General features: G+C 63.2%; 18 protein-coding genes and 1 pseudogene. 4 read left to right on the plus strand and 15 right to left on the minus strand.

What is annotated here, in order from left to right; all coding sequences use genetic code 11:
• Positions 1-183: 183 nt before the first annotated feature.
• The 9 genes and pseudogenes from X728_RS142485 to X728_RS142445 all read right to left on the minus strand — a co-directional run bounded on the left by X728_RS142485 (position 184) and on the right by X728_RS142445 (position 10,009).
• Entirely contained in the window at positions 184-1,305 is a 1,122-nt protein-coding gene (locus X728_RS142485) for a branched-chain amino acid ABC transporter substrate-binding protein (RefSeq protein ID WP_023668720.1), read from the minus strand.
• 137 nt (positions 1,306-1,442) lie between these two features.
• On the minus strand, positions 1,443-1,790 hold the full coding sequence (locus X728_RS142480; protein WP_023668719.1) for a DUF6867 family protein: 348 nt from the start codon (positions 1,788-1,790) through the stop codon (positions 1,443-1,445).
• A gap of 111 nt (positions 1,791-1,901) precedes the next feature.
• A complete protein-coding gene (locus tag X728_RS142475; protein WP_023668718.1) occupies positions 1,902-2,630 on the minus strand; it encodes an ABC transporter ATP-binding protein in 729 nt (242 codons plus the stop codon).
• Positions 2,631-2,749: 119 nt separating this feature from the next.
• Positions 2,750-3,757 (minus strand): annotated as a pseudogene (locus X728_RS142470) (ABC transporter ATP-binding protein); the annotation flags it as partial.
• A complete protein-coding gene (livM, locus tag X728_RS142465; RefSeq protein WP_023832611.1) occupies positions 3,757-5,352 on the minus strand; it encodes a high-affinity branched-chain amino acid ABC transporter permease LivM in 1,596 nt (531 codons plus the stop codon). The gene livM and the pseudogene X728_RS142470, both read right to left, overlap by 1 nt.
• Before the next feature lie 4 nt (positions 5,353-5,356).
• On the minus strand, positions 5,357-6,259 hold the full coding sequence (locus X728_RS142460; RefSeq protein WP_023668715.1) for a branched-chain amino acid ABC transporter permease: 903 nt from the start codon (positions 6,257-6,259) through the stop codon (positions 5,357-5,359).
• Between the two features lie 458 nt (positions 6,260-6,717).
• The gene (locus X728_RS142455) at positions 6,718-7,719 is read right to left on the minus strand and encodes a 4-hydroxyproline epimerase (protein WP_023832612.1); all 1,002 of its coding nucleotides are present in this window, start codon (positions 7,717-7,719) and stop codon (positions 6,718-6,720) included.
• A gap of 13 nt (positions 7,720-7,732) precedes the next feature.
• A complete protein-coding gene (locus X728_RS142450) occupies positions 7,733-9,070 on the minus strand; it encodes an FAD-binding oxidoreductase (protein WP_031195796.1) in 1,338 nt (445 codons plus the stop codon).
• Between the two features lie 45 nt (positions 9,071-9,115).
• Complete coding sequence (locus X728_RS142445) at positions 9,116-10,009, minus strand: dihydrodipicolinate synthase family protein (protein WP_023832614.1); 894 nt, start codon at positions 10,007-10,009, stop codon at positions 9,116-9,118.
• A 69-nt stretch (positions 10,010-10,078) separates the two neighbouring features.
• On the opposite strand from X728_RS142445, the gene X728_RS142440 reads away from it, so the two are divergent.
• Complete coding sequence (locus X728_RS142440; protein WP_050589960.1) at positions 10,079-10,768, plus strand: GntR family transcriptional regulator; 690 nt, start codon at positions 10,079-10,081, stop codon at positions 10,766-10,768.
• A gap of 38 nt (positions 10,769-10,806) precedes the next feature.
• Here the strand turns inward: X728_RS142440 and X728_RS142435 are convergent, their stop codons facing one another.
• Entirely contained in the window at positions 10,807-11,106 is a 300-nt protein-coding gene (locus X728_RS142435) for a hypothetical protein (RefSeq protein WP_023832615.1), read from the minus strand.
• Between the two features lie 201 nt (positions 11,107-11,307).
• Positions 11,308-12,804 (minus strand): CoA-acylating methylmalonate-semialdehyde dehydrogenase, encoded by a 1,497-nt coding sequence (locus tag X728_RS142430; protein ID WP_023684131.1) that lies wholly within the window; start codon positions 12,802-12,804, stop codon positions 11,308-11,310.
• A 364-nt stretch (positions 12,805-13,168) separates the two neighbouring features.
• On the opposite strand from X728_RS142430, the gene X728_RS142425 reads away from it, so the two are divergent.
• From X728_RS142425 to X728_RS142415, 3 genes are all read left to right on the plus strand, one after another.
• Positions 13,169-14,050: a LysR family transcriptional regulator gene (locus tag X728_RS142425; RefSeq protein WP_023822438.1), complete on the plus strand. Its 882-nt coding sequence runs from the start codon at positions 13,169-13,171 to the stop codon at positions 14,048-14,050.
• Positions 14,051-14,173: 123 nt separating this feature from the next.
• The gene (locus tag X728_RS142420) at positions 14,174-14,614 is read left to right on the plus strand and encodes a hypothetical protein (protein WP_023832616.1); all 441 of its coding nucleotides are present in this window, start codon (positions 14,174-14,176) and stop codon (positions 14,612-14,614) included.
• On the plus strand, positions 14,611-16,761 hold the full coding sequence (locus X728_RS142415) for a phosphatidylserine/phosphatidylglycerophosphate/cardiolipin synthase family protein (protein WP_023832617.1): 2,151 nt from the start codon (positions 14,611-14,613) through the stop codon (positions 16,759-16,761). Before X728_RS142420 ends, X728_RS142415 begins: the two co-directional genes overlap by 4 nt.
• 104 nt (positions 16,762-16,865) lie before the next feature.
• Here X728_RS142415 and X728_RS142410 read toward each other — a convergent pair whose 3' ends face one another.
• The 4 genes from X728_RS142410 to X728_RS142395 form a co-directional block, all read right to left on the minus strand.
• On the minus strand, positions 16,866-18,122 hold the full coding sequence (locus X728_RS142410) for a D-amino acid dehydrogenase (RefSeq protein WP_023832618.1): 1,257 nt from the start codon (positions 18,120-18,122) through the stop codon (positions 16,866-16,868).
• A 93-nt stretch (positions 18,123-18,215) separates the two neighbouring features.
• Positions 18,216-19,325 carry an alanine racemase gene (alr, locus tag X728_RS142405; protein ID WP_031195798.1) on the minus strand — a complete coding sequence of 370 codons (1,110 nt, stop codon included), beginning with the start codon at positions 19,323-19,325 and terminating at the stop codon, positions 18,216-18,218.
• 271 nt (positions 19,326-19,596) lie between these two features.
• Entirely contained in the window at positions 19,597-20,112 is a 516-nt protein-coding gene (locus tag X728_RS142400; RefSeq protein ID WP_023704925.1) for an RNA pyrophosphohydrolase, read from the minus strand.
• Between the two features lie 2 nt (positions 20,113-20,114).
• On the minus strand, positions 20,115-21,296 hold the full coding sequence (locus X728_RS142395; protein WP_023832620.1) for a divergent polysaccharide deacetylase family protein: 1,182 nt from the start codon (positions 21,294-21,296) through the stop codon (positions 20,115-20,117).
• Between the last annotated feature and the right edge of the window lie 143 nt (positions 21,297-21,439).

A 21,439-nucleotide genomic window follows, 5' to 3' on the forward strand; every position in this document is an offset into this window, starting at 1 on the left:
TGCGATTCTAGCACCACGGCTCGAAAAGCTGCGTGCGATTGGCGCCTCGAGGTGACGCTAATTGTCGTGCCCGCACAAATTCGACCCCGGCTAACGGCTTGTCCAGCCACCCTCGCTGCCGCCCTGTCACCAACAAAAATGCCCGGCGCGAGCGCCGGGCATTCCATAGAGCTGCGTTTCGAATTACGACTTCGGGAACCAGGAGATCTTGCCGTCCGGACCCTTCTTCCATTCGTACATGATGTAGCCCGGGAGCTTCGGATCGCCCTTCGCGTCATAGGCGAGATCGCCCAGAACGGTCTTGAACGGGCCCTTCTCGTGCAGCGCCTTGGCCACTTCCACGGGGTCGTTCGACTTGGCCACGGCAGCAGCCTCGGCGATCACCTGCATGGCGGCGTAGGAGTAGAGAGTGTAGGCTTCCGGCTCGAAGCCCTGAGCGCGGAACTTCTCGACCAGTGCCTTGTTCTCGGGGATCAGGCGCGGATCGGGACCGAAGGTGTTGAGCGTGCCGATAACCGCATCGCCGGCGATCGCAGCCAGCTCGTCGGTGACGATGCCGTCGCCCGACATCAGGGTAGCCTTGAGGCCCTGGTCCGCCGACTGGCGGATGATCAGGCCGGCTTCGGTATGCAGGCCGCCCCAATAGATCAGGGTAACACCGGCATCCTTCATCTTGGCAATCAGCGCCGAGAAGTCCTTGTCGCCGACATTGACGCCTTCGTACATGACTTCGGTCAGGCCGGCAGCGTTCATCGCCTTCTTGGTCTCGTCGGCAAGGCCCTGACCATAGGGGGTCTTGTCGTGGATGACGGCAACCTTGGCGTCCTTGAAGTTGGTCGCGATATAGCCGCCGGCGATGCCGCCCTGCTGGTCATCGCGTCCGCAGGTGCGGAACACGTTCCACAGGCCGCGCTCGGTGAATTTCGGGTTGGTCGCCGCAGGCGTCACTTCGACGATGTTGTTGTCGACGTAGACTTCCTGCGAAACCGGGATCGAGACGCCCGAGTTGAAGTGGCCGATCACGAACTTCACGCCGTCGCCGACGAACTTGTTGCCGACCGAAATGCCCTGCTTCGGATCGGAGACGTCGTCGCCGACTTCGAGCTTGATCTGCTCGCCGTTCATGCCGCCTGCTGCGTTGATGTCGGCAACGGCCGCTTCCGCACCCTTCTGCAGCTGCGCACCGAAGGCCGCATTCGGACCGGTGATCGGACCTGCGACGCCGACGATAACGTCAGCCCATGCATTGCCACCGAACGCCACAAGCGCGGTCAGGGCAACGGCGGACAAAAGTGATTTCTTCATTTAAACGCTCCCATTTACGAGGTGGGCGTGGATGAAACTTTCATGCGATGCCCACCCTTATCGCAGAAAGCGTACTTTGCCGATTTTCAGGCCCTTGTCACGCCGATTCATCCCCGGAACGGCGTTAATGATGAACGTCAACCTTTCGGTTTCCAGCTTAAGATCGAAGCCCGTTCGTAAAGCCAATTATACTGCGTCACCATCTGGTTCGTACGCGTGTATTGATAGCCGACAAACCCCAATATCATGAGCACGATTGTGTCCACGACATAGTATTGCAGCGAAAACATCGTGCCGCCGAACAAGGCATGATGGATGAACCTGATGCCGATGCCGAGACCCAGCAGATAGGCGAACAGCGCCGGCAGGCTGCGCCATGTCTGGGCGCTGGCCTTGCCGGTCATCCATGCCGCCCAGCCGCCGAGCAGACAGGTGACGAAGAAGAACTGCCAGATGGAAGGTTCCTCGTGAAGAATGCCTTGCATGATGAAGACTCCTAGCATGATCCCGAAAAGTTGCAGACTTTTCGGACAAAGGTCATGCGACAAACAAACAAGTTGGAGCGGAATACCGTATGCATACATTCCGCTCCAAAATCAGTGATGGCCGCCTTCGAGATAGGCCGCCCGCACTTCCGGATTGGCGAGCAATTCCTTGCCTGTGCCGCTCATGGTCACGTTGCCGTTGACCATGACATAGCCGCGCGTGGCGAGCTTGAGCGCACCGAAGGCGTTCTGCTCGACCAGGAACACGGTCAGCCCTTGCGTGCGGTTCAGCTCGCGGATGGCATCGAAGATCTGCTTGACGATGAGCGGCGCCAGACCCAGCGACGGCTCGTCGAGCAACAGCAGCTTCGGCCGCGCCATCAGCGCACGTCCGATCGACAGCATCTGCTGCTCACCGCCCGACAGCGTGCCGCCGCGCTGGGCAATGCGCTCCTTGAGGCGCGGGAACAGCGCGAACACCTTCTCAGCATCTTCGTCATAGTGCTTGAGATTGTCGAGACCGGCGCCCATCTGCAGGTTTTCCATCACCGTCATGCGCGGGAAAATGCGCCTGCCTTCCGGCGACTGCGCAATGCGCATGCGGGCGATCTCGTGCGTCGGCATCTGGGTGATGTCGGTGCCGGCGAAAGTGATTGAGCCGGCACGAGCGCGCGGCGCACCGAAGATGGTCATCATCAGCGTCGACTTGCCGGCGCCGTTCGCACCGATCAGCGCGACGATCTCGCCCTGGTTGACGTGGACATCGACGCCGTTCAGCGCCTTGATGTTGCCGTAGTAGGTCTCGACGCCCTTGATGTCGAGGAGCGTTGTCTCGGCCATCACTTACGCCCTCCGCGCGGCTTGCCTGTCGGGGATTTGGTGGCCGCCGGCTTGGACTTGGCCGTTAGACGCTCGGACGGTGCTCTTGGCGCGGAGTTGGCTCTTGTATCGTATTGGGTGGCCTTTGAAGCTCCCTTCGACACTGTGACCCGCTCGCCCTGGCTGTGGCCGATCGTGTCGCTTACCGGGCCGGCGAGATAGGAAGACGATGTGCCTGGTCCGTGAGCCGAATCCGGCCCGATGTCCAGCTGCTCGATGACGTCTTCATCGCCGACCTCGGTCAGCACCGTCTCGACCTCCTCGTCGTCGACGCCGAGATAGGCGGCGATGACGCGCGGGTCGGTACGCACCGATTGCGGGCTGCCGTCGGAAATCTTGCGGCCATATTCAAGCACCACGACATGGTCGGAAATCTGCATGACCACCGACATGTCATGTTCGATCAGCAGGATCGAGGTACTACTCTTGATGTCCATCAGCAGCGAATTCAGCGCAGCCGACTCCTTCGGATTGAGACCGGCCGCAGGCTCGTCGAGGCACAGAAGTTCGGGCCCTGTGCACATGGCGCGCGCAATCTCGAGGCGCCGCTGCGCGCCATAGGGCAGGTCGCCGGCCGGATCGTCGGCGCGATCGACAAGATCAGCCTTCTCCAGCCAGTGCTTGGCAAGCTCCACCGATTCAGCCGAGGCCCTGCGGTAGCCGCCGATCCCGAACAGGCCCAGGATCGTATAGCCGGATGCCTTCATCAGCTTGTTGTGCTGGGCAACCAGCAGATTCTCCAGCAGCGTCATGCCCGAGAACAGGCGGATGTTCTGGAAGGTGCGCGCCACCTTGGCGCGCGCCGGGATCTCATGATTGGGCAGCCGTTCGAGCAGGAAGCTCGAGCCATCGGACCGGTTGAGCGTAATCATGCCTTCCGACGGCTTGTAGAAGCCGGTGATGCAATTGAAGACGGTGGTCTTGCCGGCGCCATTTGGTCCGATCAGCGCGGTGATCTCGCCGCGCTTGGCCTGGAACGACAGGTCGCCGATGGCGATCAGGCCGCCGAACTTCATCGAAAGATGCTCGACCTGGAGGATGGCGTCTTTCATACCCGGATTGGTCTTCTGAATGGAGGTCGCGCTCATCAGCCGTGCCCTTCCTTGGTGAAGGAGGAGGAGACCGCTTTTCGTTCACTGAGGAAGGCCGTCGGTTCACGGCTGCCGACAAAGCCGCGCGGCTTCCACAGCATGACGATGACCATCGCCATGCCGAACAAAAGCATGCGGTAAAGCTCCGGGGTGAAATCTTTTCCGAAGACACTTTTCAGGAAATCGAGTTCGCGCAGCGCCTCGGTGCCGCCGATCATCACCAGCGCGGCGACCGCGATGCCGACCAGCGAGCCCATGCCGCCGAGCACCACGATGGCCAGGATGATCGCCGATTCCAGGAAGACGAAGGATTCAGGGCTGACGAAGCCTTGCCGTGCGGCGAAGAAGGCGCCGGCAAAACCGCCGAACATGGCGCCGGTGGCAAAGGCGGTGAGCTTGGTGGTAGTGGTGTTGATGCCAAGCGAGCGGCAGGCAATCTCGTCCTCGCGCAGCGCCTCCCAGGCGCGGCCGACAGGCATGCGCCTGAGCCTGATGGTGACGAAGGCGGTCAGCAGCGCCAGCCCGAGAATCAGATAGTAGAGGAAGATCTTGTAGTAGGCGCTCGACTGGGCGATGTGCAGCACCTTGCCGATGTAGTTCGGGTCGGTCGAATTAAACGTCATCAGGCCGAAGAAGGTGACCTTCGGGATGCCGGAGATGCCGGCCGAGCCGTTGGTGACTTCACGCCAGTTGATCAGCACCAGGCGGATGATCTCGCCGAAGGCCAGCGTCACGATCGCCAGGTAATCGCCACGAAGCCTGAGCACCGGAAAGCCGAGCATAACGCCCCAGAAGGCGGCCATGGCGCCGGCGGCGGGCAGCAGGATCCAGAACGACAGGCCGTATTGCGAACCGAGCAACGCATAGGCATAGGCGCCGACCGCGTAAAAGGCGACGTAGCCGAGATCGAGCAGGCCGGCGAGGCCGACGACGATGTTCAGCCCCCAGGCCAGCATCACATAGATCAGGATCTGGATGCCGAAATTGTCGACCCACTTCAACGAGCCCTGCAGGCCGCCGGTTATCGACCACGCGTAGATCGACAGCACCACGACGACGAGGATCGGGTATAGCACCAGCGCCGCAATCCCGAGCTTGGTGAAATTGGCGTGGATGAAGGAGCGGAAATAGAAGATCACGCAAGCGAGCGCGTAAATGACGGCCAATGCGCGCAGGAACTGAAGGTAGCCGGCCAGATCGGGTCCCACCAACGCCGGCAGGGCGCTGCCAGACGCAACCAGGCCAACCGCCAGCACGACGGCGACGATGAAGGCCGGAAGCAGGAAGAAGCGCGACGCGACGCTCGCCGGCAACAGGCCGGTGGCGACATTGGTGATCTTCTGATTGGCCATGAACGGCTGGCCATAGGCAATGTAGAAGAAGCGGCCAAGCATGGTCAGCACGACCACGGTGATGAGCAGCAACCAGCGCTGCACCAGGATCAGCTGGTTGCTTATGTTCTGGTCGGTCTTCAGGCCGATGAAGAGAATGAACAACCCCAGCGAGATGGCGCCGGCATAGAACGCTTCGCGCAATGCACGCTGCACGGGGGAGGCGACGGTGTCGCGCTCCGAGGATACGGAAACCGCCATTGTCTCAGACCTTTTCGACTTCTGGCCGGCCCAAAATGCCGGAAGGCAGGAAGATCAGCACGATCGCCAGGATCGAGAACGCCGCGACGTCCTTGTAGTCGATCGAGAAATACGCCGACCACATGCTCTCGATGAAGCCGATCAAAAGCCCGCCAAGCACCGCACCCGGCAGAGACCCGATGCCGCCGAGAACGGCCGCGGTGAAGGCCTTGACCCCCGGCACAAAGCCGTCGGAAAAGGCGATGACGCCGTAATACATCAGGAACAACGTGCCCGCGACGGCCGCAAGCGCTGCACCCATGATGAAGGTGATCGAGATCGTACGGTCGACATCGACGCCGAGCAGCGCCGCCATCTTGCGGTCCTGCTCGCACGCCCTTTGCGCCCGGCCGAGGGAAGTCCTGTTGACCAGGTACCAGAACAGCGCCAGCAGCAGGGCGGTGACGACGACGATGATGATCTGCTTCAGCGACACGCTGATGCCGTTGATGTTGTAGACTTGGCTGACCATCGGCGGGATCGGCTTGTTGCGCGGGCCTTGCGTCACCTGGATGAAGTTCGACAGCGCGATCGACATGCCGATGGCGGTGATCAGCGGCGCCAGCCGGAACGAACCGCGCAGCGGCCGGTAGGCCACCTTCTCGATCGTCCAGTTGTAGAGGCTGGTGAGCAGCATCGCCACGATCATCATGATCAGCAGCGCCAGGACGACCGGCACTGAATAGAACAAGGAGCCGAGGATGAGGAAGACGACGAGGGCGGCGAATGCCCCGACCATGAAAATGTCGCCGTGGGCGAAGTTGATCATGCCGATGATGCCGTAGACCATCGTGTAGCCGATTGCGATCAGCCCATAGATCGATCCCAGCGTCAGCCCATTGATAAGCTGCTGGACAAAGTACTGCATGTGTACATGGCTCCCCTGGAATGTCGCCCATGCAGACGCATTCCTTTTCGTATTTCCCCTAGTCGTAAAGTTTCGAGCCCGGATTGCAACGTGATTTTTCAAACGTCGAGCGTGTTTTGCCGGCACGCCTTCCGATTGCCCGTTTTTTTGCTCCCGACCCCTGGACTATCGCGGACCCTATCATTGGCATAACGCAATGTCTTTGACGATTCAGCCGGACCAGCGACCTCATTTCGCAGAAATCCCGGTCAAAATTAGGTGATGAGACGAATCTTTGCGTTGTTGGCGGGCTTCGTTTTTTAGCCACATTCCGTACTGACCAGCTGCAACATGGGTTACTTCCCGACTATGGCGGTGGATGCCTCGCCCAACGCGCTAACCTTTCGCTGACTGGTTTCGCCAAGAGGTCCCGCTCTGGGTCCAAGTTGGTCTCGGTGGATGATCGGCAGCCTACCGTATCACTTAACCACAAAACCGTGCGCGAACGGATCGCGGTCGTCGATGAAGATGGTGTTCAGGCCGGTCATCCGGGCCCAGCCGCCGATCGAAGGAATGATGGCCGGCTTGCCGGCAACAGTGACATCCCTCTCGACCTTGCCCTTGAACAGCGAGCCGATGATCGATTCGTGGACAAAACTGTCGCCGGCCTTGAGCTTGCCCTTGGCGTGGAGCTGCGCCATGCGCGCCGAGGTGCCGGTGCCGCAAGGTGAGCGGTCGATCGCCTTGTCGCCATAGAAAACTGCGTTGCGTGCGTCGGCCCCCTCCACCGTCGGCTTGCCCGTCCACAGCATGTGGGACAGCCGGTTGATGCCGGGGTTTTCCGGATGCACGAACGAGTACTTCTCGTTGAGCCGCTGCCGCACCACGGGGCTCCAGGCGATGAAATCGCCGGCGGAATAATCAGCCATGTCGCGAAAATTCGCCTGCGGCTCGACGATTGCGTAGAAATTGCCGCCATAGGCGACATCGACGGTGATCTCGCCAAGCTGCGGGCAGTCGACCGTCAGTCCCTCGGCATAAAGGAAGGACGGTACATTGGTGATGCGCACCTCCTCGACATAGTCGCCGACTTGTTTGTATTCGGCGATGACCAGCCCGGCCGGTGTGTCGAGCCGGAGCACGCCGGGTGTCTTCGGCTTGATCAGCCCGTGTTCGATGGCCATCGTCACCGTGCCGATCGTGCCGTGGCCGCACATCGGCAGGCAGCCCGACGTCTCGATGAACAGGATGGCTATATCGCAATCCTCGCGCGTCGGCGGATAGAGGATCGAGCCCGACATGACATCGTGGCCGCGCGGCTCGAACATCAGCCCGGTGCGGATCCAGTCATACTCCGCCAGGAAATGCGCCCGCCGCTCCATCATCGTCGACCCCTGAAGCAAAGGGCCGCCGCCGGCGACCAGCCGCACCGGATTACCGCAGGTATGGCCGTCGATGCAAAAGAAGGATTTTTTGGCCATGATTTCCTCGAACTCAAAACCGTTGCGGGCTGAAGGGAGCAAGATCGATCGGCGAAGTTTGCCCGAGAACAAGATCGCGGATCAAGCGGCCGCTGGCCGCCGCCTGGGTCAGGCCGAGATGGCCATGGCCAAAGGCGTAGACGACGTTGGACGCGGTGCGCGCCGTGCCGATGACGGGCAGCGAATCCGGCAGCGACGGGCGACACCCCATCCACTCGCGGCCACCTGACGCGTCCAGCCCCGGAAGGAATTGTCTGGCTTTTTCCAGCATGGCCTTCGAACGCGCAAAATTCGGCGGCCGGTCGAGACCGCCCAACTCGACGGCGCCGCCGACGCGCAAGCCCGTCTCGAGTGGCGTGATGACGAAGCCATGGCCGGAAAAGATCAACATCCGCTGCACGTCGAAAGCGGTCTTCGGCAGTGTCGTGTTGTAGCCGCGCTCGGTTTCGAGCGGGATGGTGTCGCCAAGCGCCTTCGTCAGCAGATGCGACCATGCCCCGGCGGCCACGACAAGATGTCTTGCCTGCCTGGTCGTGCCGTCCGTCAGCGTCAGCGTCGCGCCATCAGGATTGGCGGCGACGCGCTCTATGCGCGCCTTTTCGAAACGCGCGCCCAGCCTTTCGGCATAGGCCCACACCCCCTTGCCGAGCAGTTTCGGATCGGCGACGGTCTTCCAGCCCGGCACGAAGGTGCCCTTGATGAAGCGCGGCGACAGTCCCGGCTGCAGCGGCGCCAGTTCGTCGCCTTCGACATGGCGAAAGCCGATGCCGAAGCGCTCGCGCGCCGCCCAGCCCGGCAGCCCGGCCTGAAATTCGGCCTCGCTTTCATAAAGCTCCAGCGAGCCGTCCTCGCGCAGCATCAGCCGCGTGCCGGAACGGTCGAGCAGGCCCATCCATTCAGCCTCGGCGAGCTTCATCATGCCTGCCTGAGCAGCAAGGCTCGCCTCATATTTTTCTGGTGCGCCAGCGCGCCAGAAGCGCAACAGCCAAGGCAACAGCTTCGGCAGGTAGGCCGGCGGGATGCTGAGTGGCCCGAGCGGATCGGCAAGCCATTTCGGCAAGTGCCGCATCATGCCCTTATGCGCCAGCGGCAGCACGTCGGAGAAGGCGAAGGCGGCGGCATTGCCGGAACTCGTCTCCTCGCAGATGCCGGTGCGGTCGAAGACCGTGACGCTGCGCCCGGCCTCGGCCAGCATGGCCGCCGCGCAGATGCCGACAATGCCGCCACCGACAATGGCGATATCTACCCTCTCTCCCCGTTCACGGGGAGAAGGGGCCCGAAGGGCGGATGAGGGGCGGCGGCCCTCCTCTGTGTCCCTGGAATTTTCTTGCACGTCGGCGCTGCCCCTCATCCGGCTGCCGCCATCTTCTCCCCGTGAATGGGGAGAAGAAAGCCTTCAGAACTGCGGCAGCTTCGGCCGTACCGCCAGCGCGTCCTTGACGCTCTTCTCGACCGCTTTGCGGCGCTCGCCCGACAGCGGCTGGCGCGGCATGCGCACGCGGTCATTTGTGTCGATCGCGAGCACTTCGGCAAGCTTGATGTTTTGGACCAGATAGGTCGAGACATCGAGATCGAGCAGCGGCCGGAACCAGCGGTAGATCGAAAGCGCCTCCTCGCGGCGGCCCTGCTTCATCAGCTGGTAGATGGCGACGGTCTCGCGCGGGAAGGCGACGACCAGACCCGCCACCCAGCCGATGGCGCCCACCGACAGCGCCTCGAAGGCGAGATTGTCGACGCCGGTGAACAGATCGTAGCGGTCGCCGAAGCGGTTGATGATCTCTGTCGAGCGGCGGATGTCGTCGGAGGACTCCTTGATGGCGACGAAGCGCTTGTCGGCGGCCAGTTCCTCCATCTGGTCGACGGTGACGTCGACGCGGTAGGCGAGGCGGTTGGAGTAGATCATCACCGGCAGGTCGCCGGCCTGAGCGACGGCGCGCAAGGCGGCGACCGTCTCTTCCGGGTTGGTGTGATAGATCGGGCTCGGCACCACCATCAGCCCGTTGGCGCCTTCCCGGCTCGCGCGCTTTGCGATGCTCGCCGCCTCGCGGGTGCCCGCCTCGTTGACCGTCAGCAGCACCGGCTTGTTGCCTGCAACTTTCTGGGCAGTCTTCAGCACCTCGATCTTCTCGTCATGCGACAGCATCGGCCCTTCGCCGAGCGAACCGCAGACGATGATACCGTCGCAGCCTGCCTCCATCTGCAAAGCAAAGCAGCGCTCCATCTCGGCATGATCGAGGCGGTCGTCATCAGTAAACTTGGTCGTGACGGCGGGGAAAACTCCGGTCCACATAATCGTCTCTCCATCTGATATATCAGCCGTATATCTATTTGAAAACCGGCTGTCAACGCTGAATTAGTTATGATATTTGTAAGATATATCAGGAGCCCACCTTTGATATCCAGTGAGACAGCATACCCCGAGCCGGCCGCTGCCAAGGCCTACCATGTACTCGAGCATATGATCGTGACGTTGGAACTGGCGCCGGCGAGCTTTGTCACCGAAGGCGCCCTCATCGAGAAGCTGGCGCTAGGACGCACGCCGGTGCGCGAAGCGATCCAGCGCCTCGCCTGGGAAGGACTGCTGGATGTCAGGCCACGCGCCGGCATCGCCATTGCCCCGCTACATCCCGGCGACTGGCTGCGCGTGCTGGATGCCAGGCGCGGCGTCGAGGTGGTGCTGGCGCGCTCGGCCGCCCGCTTCGTCACCCGTGAGGCCGCCGACCTGTTTCATGAGGCAGCCCTTGCCATGCAGAAGGCCGTCATCTCGGGCAATGTGCTGGCCTTCATCCAGGCCGACAAGGCGCTCGACGAGGCCTTGGCGATGGCCGCCGACAACCCTTTTGCGGCCCGTCTGGCCGCGCCCCTGCAGACCCACAGCCGCCGCTTCTGGTTTCGCTACAAGGCCGACACAGGGCTGGCCGAATCGGCCGAGCACCACGTCGCGCTAATCCGCTCGATCCTGGCTGGTGACGAAGAGGCTGCCGCCAAGGACGCCAAACGCCTTATGGCACTGCTGCGCGGCCATGCCGAAGTGGCCGCTACACGCTGAACTCCGTCTCTGCTCCAGACTTCCGGCCGGTTCTTTTATCAGGTGCCCGGCAAGACTGCGGCCATAGCCGCCCCGTCCCAGCCTTCGCCAGCCGTGATGATGCAGCTTTGGCCGTGTGTGTCGGTGGCCAGGATGGTCCAGGTGCCCTGGTCGGAGACGAAGATCTCAAGCACCACATTTGGGTTCACCAGGCCACGTGCGGCTTGGTTTTCGTGGAACTTCTCGCTGAGCGCCTTGACCAAGTCGGTCCGCGCCGCGCATTGATCGGCTTTGGCCTGGGCGATGCCGGACATCGCGAACACCGCAAAGAACATAGCCGCCACAAGACGTCGTGTCATCTGACACCTCCTTGCGCCAGACGAGAACCCCGGCTGCTACCGGCGCTATTTTGATGGCCTGCACACGGCAGGAATGCAATTTAAGGCAAATGACAGGCTCTTGGTTCCATCGCTTGAACGTGATGGCCAATGTCGGTTTCGTACAAAGAAAGGCCCGGGACGTTGAACCCGGGCCTTCTTGCCGATCTTCGAAATCGTCGGTCAGTTCATCGTTGGGATGACGAACTCGGCACCGTCCTTGACGCCGGAGGGCCAGCGCGAGGTCACCGTCTTGGTCTTGGTGTAGAAGCGGAACGCGTCCGGGCCGTGCTGGTTGAGGTCGCCGAAGGACGACGCCTTCCAGCCGCCGAACGTGTAGTAAGCGATCGGAACCGGGATCGGCACGTTGATGCCGACCATGCCGACCTGGACGCGCGAAGCAAAATCACGAGCAGCATCCCCGTCACGGGTGAAGATGGCGACGCCATTGCCCATCTCATGATCGTTGGCGAGCTTGATGGCGCTCTCATAGGTCGGCGCACGCACCACCGACAGCACCGGGCCAAAAATCTCTTCCTTGTAGATGCGCATGTCAGCGGTTACATTGTCGAACAGGCAGCCGCCCATATAGTAGCCATCCTCGTAGCCCTGCATGGAGAAGCCGCGGCCATCGACGACCAGCTTGGCGCCTTCCTTGACGCCGGTGTCGACATAACCCTTGACGCGTTCCAATGCCTGCGCCGTGACCAGCGGGCCGAAATCGGCGGACGAATCCGTCGACGGGCCGACCTTGAGGCTTTCGACACGCGGGATGAGCTTTTCCATCAGCCGGTTGGCGGTGTCGTTGCCGACGGGAACGGCAACCGAGATCGCCATGCAGCGCTCGCCGGCCGAGCCGTAGCCCGCGCCGATCAGCGCATCGACGGTCTGGTCCATGTCGGCATCGGGCATGATGATCATGTGGTTCTTGGCGCCGCCGAAGCACTGCACGCGTTTTCCCGCGGCCGTGCCGCGCGAGTAGATGTAATGCGCGATCGGCGTCGAGCCGACAAAGCCGATAGCCTTGATATCAGGATCGTCGAGGATGGCGTCGACGACATCCTTGTCGCCATTGACGACGTTGAGAACGCCAGCCGGCAGGCCAGCCTCGAGGAACAGTTCGGCGATGCGCATCGGCACGCCAGGGTCACGCTCGGAAGGCTTCAGGATAAAGGCATTGCCGCAGGCCAGCGCCGGGGCAATCTTCCACAGCGGGATCATGGCCGGGAAATTGAACGGGGTGATGCCGGCAACGACGCCAAGCGGCTGGCGCATCGAATAGACATCGATGCCGGGGCCGGCGCCGTCGGTGAACTCGCCCTTCATCATGTGCGGCGCACCGATGCAGACTTCGACCACTTCGAGGCCGCGCTGGATGTCGCCCTTGGCGTCGGCGATGGTCTTGCCGTGCTCGCGCGCCAGGAGATCGGCCAGTTCGTCATAGTCGCGGGCAACCAGTTCAAGAAACTTCATCAGCACGCGCACACGCCGCTGCGGGTTGGTCGCAGCCCATTTGATCTGTGCTTCCTTGGCATTCAGGACAGCCGCACGCAGTTCCGCCGGCGAAGCCAGCGCCACCGTGCCGCGCACCGAGCCGTCCATGGGCTGCATGACGTCCTGCTTGCGCCCGCTGGTCCCGGCGACATGCTTGCCGCCGATGAAATGACCGTATTCGATCATGGTTTCTCTCCCTGAGTTGTGATGGCGCATTCAACCCCTTTGCAGGCGCGAAGGCAACGCGAGGGGAAACGCAACTGTTGTGCAAGAAATAGACAACGAAGGACGAGTGTGCATTAATTGCCGCAAATTACAGATTGCTGAAAGGCCCGAAGGTTGCGCTCCGTCACACCCCCCTCTGTCCTGCCGGACATCTCCCCCGCAAGGGGGGAGATCAGATGTGGCCGCCGCCTTCGCAAATCTTCAACGCACCAAAAGAGACGCAGGTGGCGGAGCTGCCAATCTCCCTCCTTGCGGGGGAGATGGCCGGCAGGCCAGAGGGGGGTGGGCGGGAACGCCGCGTTCGCCGCTAGCCCGGACCACCCCCATGAACTGGGATGACGTCCGCATCTTCCTCGCCGTGGCCCGCGCCGGGCAGATCCTTGGCGCCGCCAAGCGGCTGGAACTCAATCACGCCACCGTCTCGCGCCGCATCGCAGCGCTTGAGGATGCGTTACGGACAAAACTGTTTCGCCGGCTTACCACCGGCAGCGAGCTGACGCCGGCCGGCCAGCGCTTTCTCGACATTGCCGAGCGCATGGAAGCCGACATGATCGCCGCGCGCTCCGCCGTGTCGGGCGAAGGCGACGATATCTCAGGCACGGTGCGCATCGGCGCGCCCGACGGGTTTGGCGTTGCATTCCTCGCCACGCGTCTTGGCGCGCTGACCGCGCTGCACCGCGAACTCACCATCCAGCTGGTGCCGGTGCCGCGTTCCTTCTCGCTGTCGCGGCGCGAGGCCGACATCGCCATCACCGTCGAGCGGCCGAGCGAAGGCAGGCTGGTGGCGGGAAAGCTGGTCGACTACACGCTCGGCCTGTTTGCCTCGCGCGACTATGCACAGGCGCACGGCTTACCCGAGACCGCTGCCGAACTCGGCCACCATACGCTGATCGGCTACGTCCCAGACCTGATCGTCAGCCCTTCGCTCGACTATGCGGCGGAGTTCAGCCCGGACTGGCGCACCAGCTTCGCCATCTCCTCAGCGCTGGGCCAGGCCGAAGCGGTGCGGTCGGGCGCCGGCATCGGCATCTTGCACACCTTTGTCGCCCGCTCGATGCCGGAGCTGATCCCCGTCAACATCGTGACGCCGATCCGCCGCGCCTACTGGCTGGTCTATCATGAATCGGTCCGGCCTCTGCGCCGCGTGCAGATCGTCGCCAACTTCATCACCAAGGCAGTCGAGAGAGAGCGCGGGCTGTTTGTCTGATGGCCGCGCCGCCTTGCCCTCGCCACAAAATCGGCCAGTGTGGCAACAAGCGCGATGTCGCCTATTATTAAGGATTGGCTGCGCCGGGTGGGACACTTTTTTGCAAAGCTGGTGCGGATCAAAATGCGAGCGGTGCTCGCCATCATGCCGCTTGTCGCGCTTTCCGCCTGCGCCAATCCATGGACCGAAGTTCCGGAAGCCGAACTGCCCAAGCCGGTCCGTATCGCAATGGCCCGCCCGTCGCCTTTCGTCTTCGGCAATTACTGCGGTCCCGGCACCCGCACCGGCGACCTCTCGGCTCGCCCTGTCAATCGCCTCGACAGCGCCTGCCAAATCCATGACGCCTGCTACATCGCGCGCCATAATCATTGCGACTGCGACGGCGCGCTCGTCGCCTCGGCAAAGGCGATCCGTGATGACAAGACAGCGCCGAAAAAGGTGCGCGGCGAGGCCGAGCTTTTGATCGCCACTTTCGCACTTCCCGTCTGCAAGGTCTTTCCGCAAGGCTTTATGCCGCCGCGCGACCCGGCTGAGCTGAAGACGATGAACGGGGCCACGGGATGAACCGCGCCATCTGCCTGGCTCTGGCCGGGCTGGGGCTGGCGGCCCTTGTCGGTTGCGCCGCCCCGATCCGGCACAGCTGCGATTTCTTCCCCGATGCGAAGGATTGCGGCCGGCCGTCGGTATCGGCCGGCACGCCCGGACCGCAGACTGCAGCAGCAGCGTTTTTCGGCGATGCCGGTGCCAGCGACTATGAAAGGCAGTTCCTGGCGCTGCTCGCCCACAACCAGATCGGCGCCATCGACAGGGCGAACGGCACCGGTCCGTTCGGCCATGACCGCCACGCCATCGCCAACCGCGATTTCCAGGCCACCTACCGGACGCTGGAACAGCTGGCGAAGCCGGTTAGCGCCGAACAGATGCCGGCAGGTAGGGGCACCGGCGAAGGCCATTTCAACGGCCGTTGGCGCGTGTCGCGGCAGACGCTCTATGTCAACGCCGCCGCGCGGCCCTCCGCGCCAAAGACGTTCAGCTTTTCCGGCCTGCAGGCGCGCTCGATCGAGATCGTGATGCGCCAGGCGGGAAAGCAGCCGGTTGAGATATCGGGCGCCTGCGACGGGGCGCTGGCGATTCGCGCCGGCGGTGGCTCGCGCAGCGTGGCGAGCGGTGCCGCCTTCCGCCTCCGCCTGTCGGCCGGGCAAACCGCCAGCCTGTTCCCCAGCGATGGCCTGAACCGCTGCAGTCTCAAGCTCAGCTCCAGCCTGGCGCCGACAGGCGCCCCGCTCACCATCCTGCGCGAAGAGGTTGCCTATCCGGCGATAGCCGCGCTCGACAGCCGCTACGAGCGTTGTCCAGTGCCCGGTCCATCCGGCCTGGATGAACTCGCCCGCATCTTCTATGCCGGCCGCTGGCTGTCGCAGACCTGTTCGCTGCCGCTCGGGTTACCGCGCCTGTTGCGCAAGTCGCGCGACGGCTTCAACGCCAAGGTCGAAGCGCTGCTCGGCGCGCCTTTACCCGACAGCGCCTTCGACAAGGCCGACCCCGAACTGCCGCTCGATTTCTCGCGCGCGCCGAAACTCAAGCTGGTCTATCTGTCGTCGCTGGAGTTCAAGGCCGATTTTTCCGGCCGCGTCATCGAGCGGCTGATCCGCCATCACGCAGCCCTCGGCACCAAAGTGCGCATCATGGTCACAGACGTGCTGGAGCGCGACAAGGACGATGCCCTGCTGCACCGGCTGGCGGCCGATTATCCCAATGTCGAGTTGCAGGAATATCGTTGGCGGGCCGACCACGGCGCGCCGGTCGACGAGCAACTGTCACAGCTGCACAAGACCCATCACGTCAAGATGCTGGCGACACTTGCCGAGGATCCCGCCCGCTCGCGCGTCATCATCGGCGGCCGCAACATTCATGACGGCTTCCTCTTCCACAAGCCGATCGACCTGTCGCGCTATCCGAACCTAGAGCAATACGGCAAGACCGACGGCCTCTCGCTCAACTACTATTCGAACTGGAGCGATTTCGACATCGAGTTTGCCGACCCGGCCACGGTCGAGACGCTGGCCGCGCATCTCTCGACATTGTGGCTGCGCGACGCCGACACCAACATCGCAAGACCCTTCTCCATTCCGGTGCGCTCCGACAGCCGGCGCCCGCCGGGCACGGTGCGCCATTTCATTTCCGTGCCCTACGAGGACAACCATGCGCTCGAGACCTATTTCGTCGAGCTGATCGACACTGCCCGGCACCATATCGAGATCGTCAATCCCTACCTTAATCTGACGCCGAAGCTCAGCCTGGCCATCGAGCGGGCGCTGGCGCGCGGCGTCAGGATCGACATTGTCGGCCGCATCGACCTCAAGGGCGATATTGGCGGCAAGCTGCTGACCGCGCTCAACAAGCTGTTCGTCGAGAAATATGGGAATCGCATCAACATCCGCGAATTCAAGGCGCCCGATGTCGTGCTGCACTCCAAGATCATGATGATCGACGAAAGGCTGGTGACGATCTCGTCGGTCAATCTCAACAACCGCAGTTTCTTCCACGATCTGGAGAACGGCATGACGGTGCTCGACCCTGCCTTCTACGCCAGGATGCAGCCGGTCTATGACGACTATGTCGCCCATTCGAACCAGGTATCGACCGAGGTGACGATACCGTGGGCCTACCGATGGCTGTTCTCGAAGGGTTGGGTGAAGGAGGCGTTTTGAAGGGCTGGCGAGGCTGAAGGAATGCCGTTCTGTAGCGATCCTTTACACCCCCTCTGTCCGGTAGGACAGAGGGGGTGCTGGCCCGCGAGCTTTAAAAAGCACCCCTACCTCAAATACCGCTCCGGTCCTAACTCCCGCACATCGATATCAGGCACCTTGCTGGAGATGATGTCGGACAGCACCTTGGCCGAGCCGCAGGCCATGGTCCAGCCAAGCGTGCCGTGCCCGGTGTTGAGATAGAGGTTGGAGAACTCGGTGCGGCCGACCAGCGGCGGCCCGTCCGGCGTCATCGGCCGCAGCCCGCACCAGAAGGACGCCGCCTTGAGGTCGCCGCCATCCGGGAACAGATCGCCGACCGAATGTTCGAGGGTGCGCCGGCGCGATTCATGCAGCCTGAGATCGAAGCCGGAAATCTCCGCCGTGCCGCCGACGCGGATGCGGTCGCCGAGCCTGGTGATCGCCACCTTGTAGGTTTCGTCCATTACCGTCGACACCGGGGCGGCGACCGCGTCCTTGATCGGAACGGTGATCGAATAGCCCTTGACCGGATAGACCGGGATCGGGCGCCTGAGCAGGCGCATGAAGCGCGCCGAATAGCTGCCCAGCGCCAGCACATAAGCGTCGGCCGCGCGCGAGCGCTGGTCGGTGCCGACGCTGACGATGCGATTGCGGTTCTTGGAGAAGCGCCGGATCTGCGTGCCGTACTCGAACGTGACGCCGCGCGCCACGCAGAGCTCGGCCAGCCGATCGGTGAACATCTTGCAGTCGCCAGTTTCGTCGCCGGGCAATCTCAGCCCGCCGACAAACTTTTCCCGCACGCCAGCCAGCGCAGGTTCGGCCCCAATGCAGCCTTCGGGATCGAGCAACTCGTAGGGAACGCCATATTTCTTCAGCACCTCGACATCGCCGCCGGTGCCGTCGAGCTGCTTTTGCGTGCGAAACAGCTGCAGCGTGCCCTTGGTCCGCTCGTCATAGGCGATGCCGGTCGCCTGGCGCAATGCCTTCAGCGTGTCGCGGCTGTATTCGGCGAGCGGCACCATGCGCGCCTTGTTGATGGCATAGCGATCCGCCGTGCAGTTGCGCAGCATCTTGATGAGCCATGTCCACATATACGGATCGAAGGCCGGCCGCACCACCAGCGGGCCGTGCTTCATCAACAGCCACTTGATTGCCTTCAGCGGGATGCCGGGGCCGGCCCAGGGCGAGGCATAGCCCGGCGAGATCTCGCCGGCATTGGCGAAGCTGGTTTCCAGCGCCGGCCCTTTCTGGCGGTCGAACACCGTCACCTCGTGGCCGGCCTCGGCGAGATAATAGGCAGTGGTGACCCCGATGACGCCGCCGCCCAACACGAAGATCTTCATCGCATCACTCTCCACGACGACTTCCGTCAGAGGGCCGCCGCCTCCTGTCTGCCGGATTCTGCGGCGTCCGCCAAGGGGCGGCGTGTCGCTGCTCTATTCGTTGATATAGCGGCGGTGGAAGCGGGGGCCGAGACTGGTCAGGATTTCATAACCGATCGTGCCGGCATGACCGGCGGCGTCATCGACGCTCTGCGAGGGGCCCAGGAGTTCGACAAGGTCGCCCTCGCGCAGCCGGCCGGCCGGCAGGGCCGAGATGTCGAGTATGATCGAATCCATCGACACCCGCCCGACAAAGGGCAGTCGCACGCCGTCGAGCCAGGCAGCCGAAGCCGCGCGCCGGTGCCAGCCATCGGCATAGCCGAGCGAGATCGTGGCCGCGCGCAAGGGACCGCTGGCCAGAAACGCATGTCCGTAGCCGACGCCCGCGCCCTTATCGATGCCGCGTGTCTGGATGATCTTTGCCTCGAGCCGCACCACCGGCAGCATCGGGTTCGCCTCATCAGGCGTCGGATTGATGCCGTAGAGCGCAGCGCCCGGACGCGCGAGGTCGTACTGATAGCGCGGCCCAAGAAAGATGCCGGAGGAATTGTCGAGCGACGCCGGCGCCTTGGGCAGCATTTTGCGCAGCCGTTCGAACTCCCTGAGTTGCGCGTCATTGGCCGCATTGGTCGGTTCGTCCGCACGGGCCAGATGGCTCATGACGAGGACGACATCGACGCCGGCGAAAGCATCGGCCGTAAGCGCCTCGACCTCTGCCAGGCCCATGCCCAGCCGCGACATGCCGCTGTCGACCTGGATGGCGGCCTTGAGCTTGCGGCCGGCCTTCTGGCCGGCTTTGCTCCACGCCTTCAATTGTCCGCCACTGTTGATGACGGGAACAAGGTCGGCGGCCACCGCTTCGGGTTCCGAGTCCGGCGGCAGGCCGTTCAGCACATGGATTTCCAGCTTCGGTCCGAGTGCGTCGCGCAGCGCGACCCCCTCGGTGAGATGAGCGACAAAGAAGCTGTCGCAGCTTTCGGCAACCAGTGCCGCCGCCACTTGCCGCGCGCCGAGCCCGTAACCGTCGGCCTTGACGACGCCGGCGCAGCGCACGCCGCCGAGCTTTGCCTTGAGCCGCCGGTAATTCTCTCGGATAGCGCCGAGATCGATGCTGAGAATGGCGCCGGCCGCCGCTTCGCTGATGGTATCTTTGGCTTTATGCATCGCAGACCCGCTGAAGTCGGCGCTGCCCCTCATTGTCCTGCCGGATATCTCTCCCTATCCCTATACGGGGAGTTGAGGAGCGGTCGGCGTAAAGCGGACGAAAAGCCAACTGCTTGGCTTTTCGAGTGACGAAAGCCGGCAGGCGGGTGAGGGGCAGCCCATACGCTGCGCTAAGAGGCCATTGCCCGGCGTCGTTCATATGGGTCTCGTGGCTGCGGGTGTCCCGATCAATAAAGCACGAATCAGGTGCCGTGCGAACCGTCACATCCAGCTAGGCAAGATGACGGAACGCCGCCACCACATCCTCATAGACCTTGCGTTTGAACGGCACTATCAGATCGGGCAGGTCCTGCATCGGCCGCCATGCCCATTCATCGAATTCGGCGGTGTGGCCGCCTGGCGGCGGATTGATCTGGATCTCTCTGGTCTCGCCGTGAAAGCGGTAGGCGAACCATTTCTGCGTCTGGCCGCGATAGCGGCCCTTGAGGGCGATGCCGACCAGATCGGGCGGCAGGTCGTAATTGATCCAGTGCGGCGCCTCGGCGAGCAGCGTGACCGAGCGCATGCCGGTCTCTTCATAGAGCTCGCGCCCGGCCGCCTGCAGCGGCTCCTCGCCCTCGTCGATGCCGCCTTGCGGCATCTGCCAGAGCTGCGTGGTCCCGGCAAATTCGCTGTCCGGTTCGGCGATGCGGTGCCCGACCCAGACCAGCCCGTCGCCATTGAGGATCATCAGTCCTACGCAAGGGCGGTAAGGCAGCGTCTCGGGGTCGACAGGTTTCTTCGTCATGATCAGCCTTTTTCCGGGTCGATGGCCACCGCCGAGATCGGCACGATCTCGATGCCGCGCTTTTTTGCTTCGACCACCCAGGACGCCACGGTATCGACGGTGAGGTCGAAGGCCGAGCCGATGCCGACGGCGGAGCCTTTCGCACGCGCGGTCGCTTCCAGCTCGTCGAGCTTTTTCAGGATGGCGCCGCGGTCCTGCACGGCGTCGATTGCCGTATCGCCGGCGACGAACGGCACACCGTCCTTCAAGGCGAGATCGGACGCCAAGCTCCGTGCGGACGAGCCGTCATCGATATAGGCAAGGCCGCGCTTGCCAAGCTCGGCCATGAACGGCCCCATCGCTGTCGCGTCGGCCGAAAAGCGCGCCCCCATATAGTTCATGACGCCGGTATAGTTGGTGGTCCGCGACAGCGCCCAGCGCAGATTCTTCAGATTGTCGTCCTGGCTTGCCGCCACTGTCAGCGTGTTGCGGCCGGGATTGACATTGGGATAGTCGAACGGTTCGAGCGGCACCTGCATGACCACCTCATGCCCGCTCTGCCGTGCCGCCTGCATCCACCGGCCGATGCTGTTGCCTTGCGGCGCAAAGGCCAAAGTCACTTCAGCCGGCAGCTTGGCGATTGCCGCCTGCGTGCCGGTCTGCGACACGGCAAGCCCGCCGATGACGATTGCCACGCGAGCGCCGCGCGAACCCGACCACGGCCGCGCATAGACATCGAACGGCCGCCGGCCGTCAGCGGCGCGAACCGGGAGTGGGCCGGTGTCGCTGGCCTCGATCAGCGCCCTGTCGGGGATATGCGCGATCTTCAGGTTCTGGCCGATCGTCGACGGGTCGTGGATGACAATGGCTGCATTGGGCGGGCCGTCACCCTCCTGGGTTTGCACATGGATGATCTGCGGACCGCTGGCCTTGGGCGTTTCCGCCTTCGGCGCTGCCGCCGTCGCTTGAGCAGTGGGTGCTGCGGCCGCGGGCTCGGCCGCCGCCGTCACCTTTGGCGTCGAGACCGCGATTGCTTCCGGTTTGCGGAACGGCTTCTCGCGCAGCGCGATCGCGCCGGAGATGCCGACCGCGGCCAGCACGACCAGCGTCGCCGCGACGGCGCCAGCGCTGATCCCGCGCGACGCAGCACGCGGTCGGGCGGCCTGTCCGAGTGGGCGTTCGATGTCCTTGCCGATGTCAGCCAAGCCGCATCCCCGGGCGCATGATCGGCGAAATCTTTTCGCCATGCGCAGATCCAAAACTGACGGCGCGTCCCCTGCGCCTTTTGAGGCGCAGCGCCCAGCGGTCCCCGAATCAAACTGCCGGAACCTCACGGTCCCGGCAGCAT

The organism is Mesorhizobium sp. L103C119B0 (assembly GCF_000502235.1).
GTDB lineage: Bacteria > Pseudomonadota > Alphaproteobacteria > Rhizobiales > Rhizobiaceae > Mesorhizobium.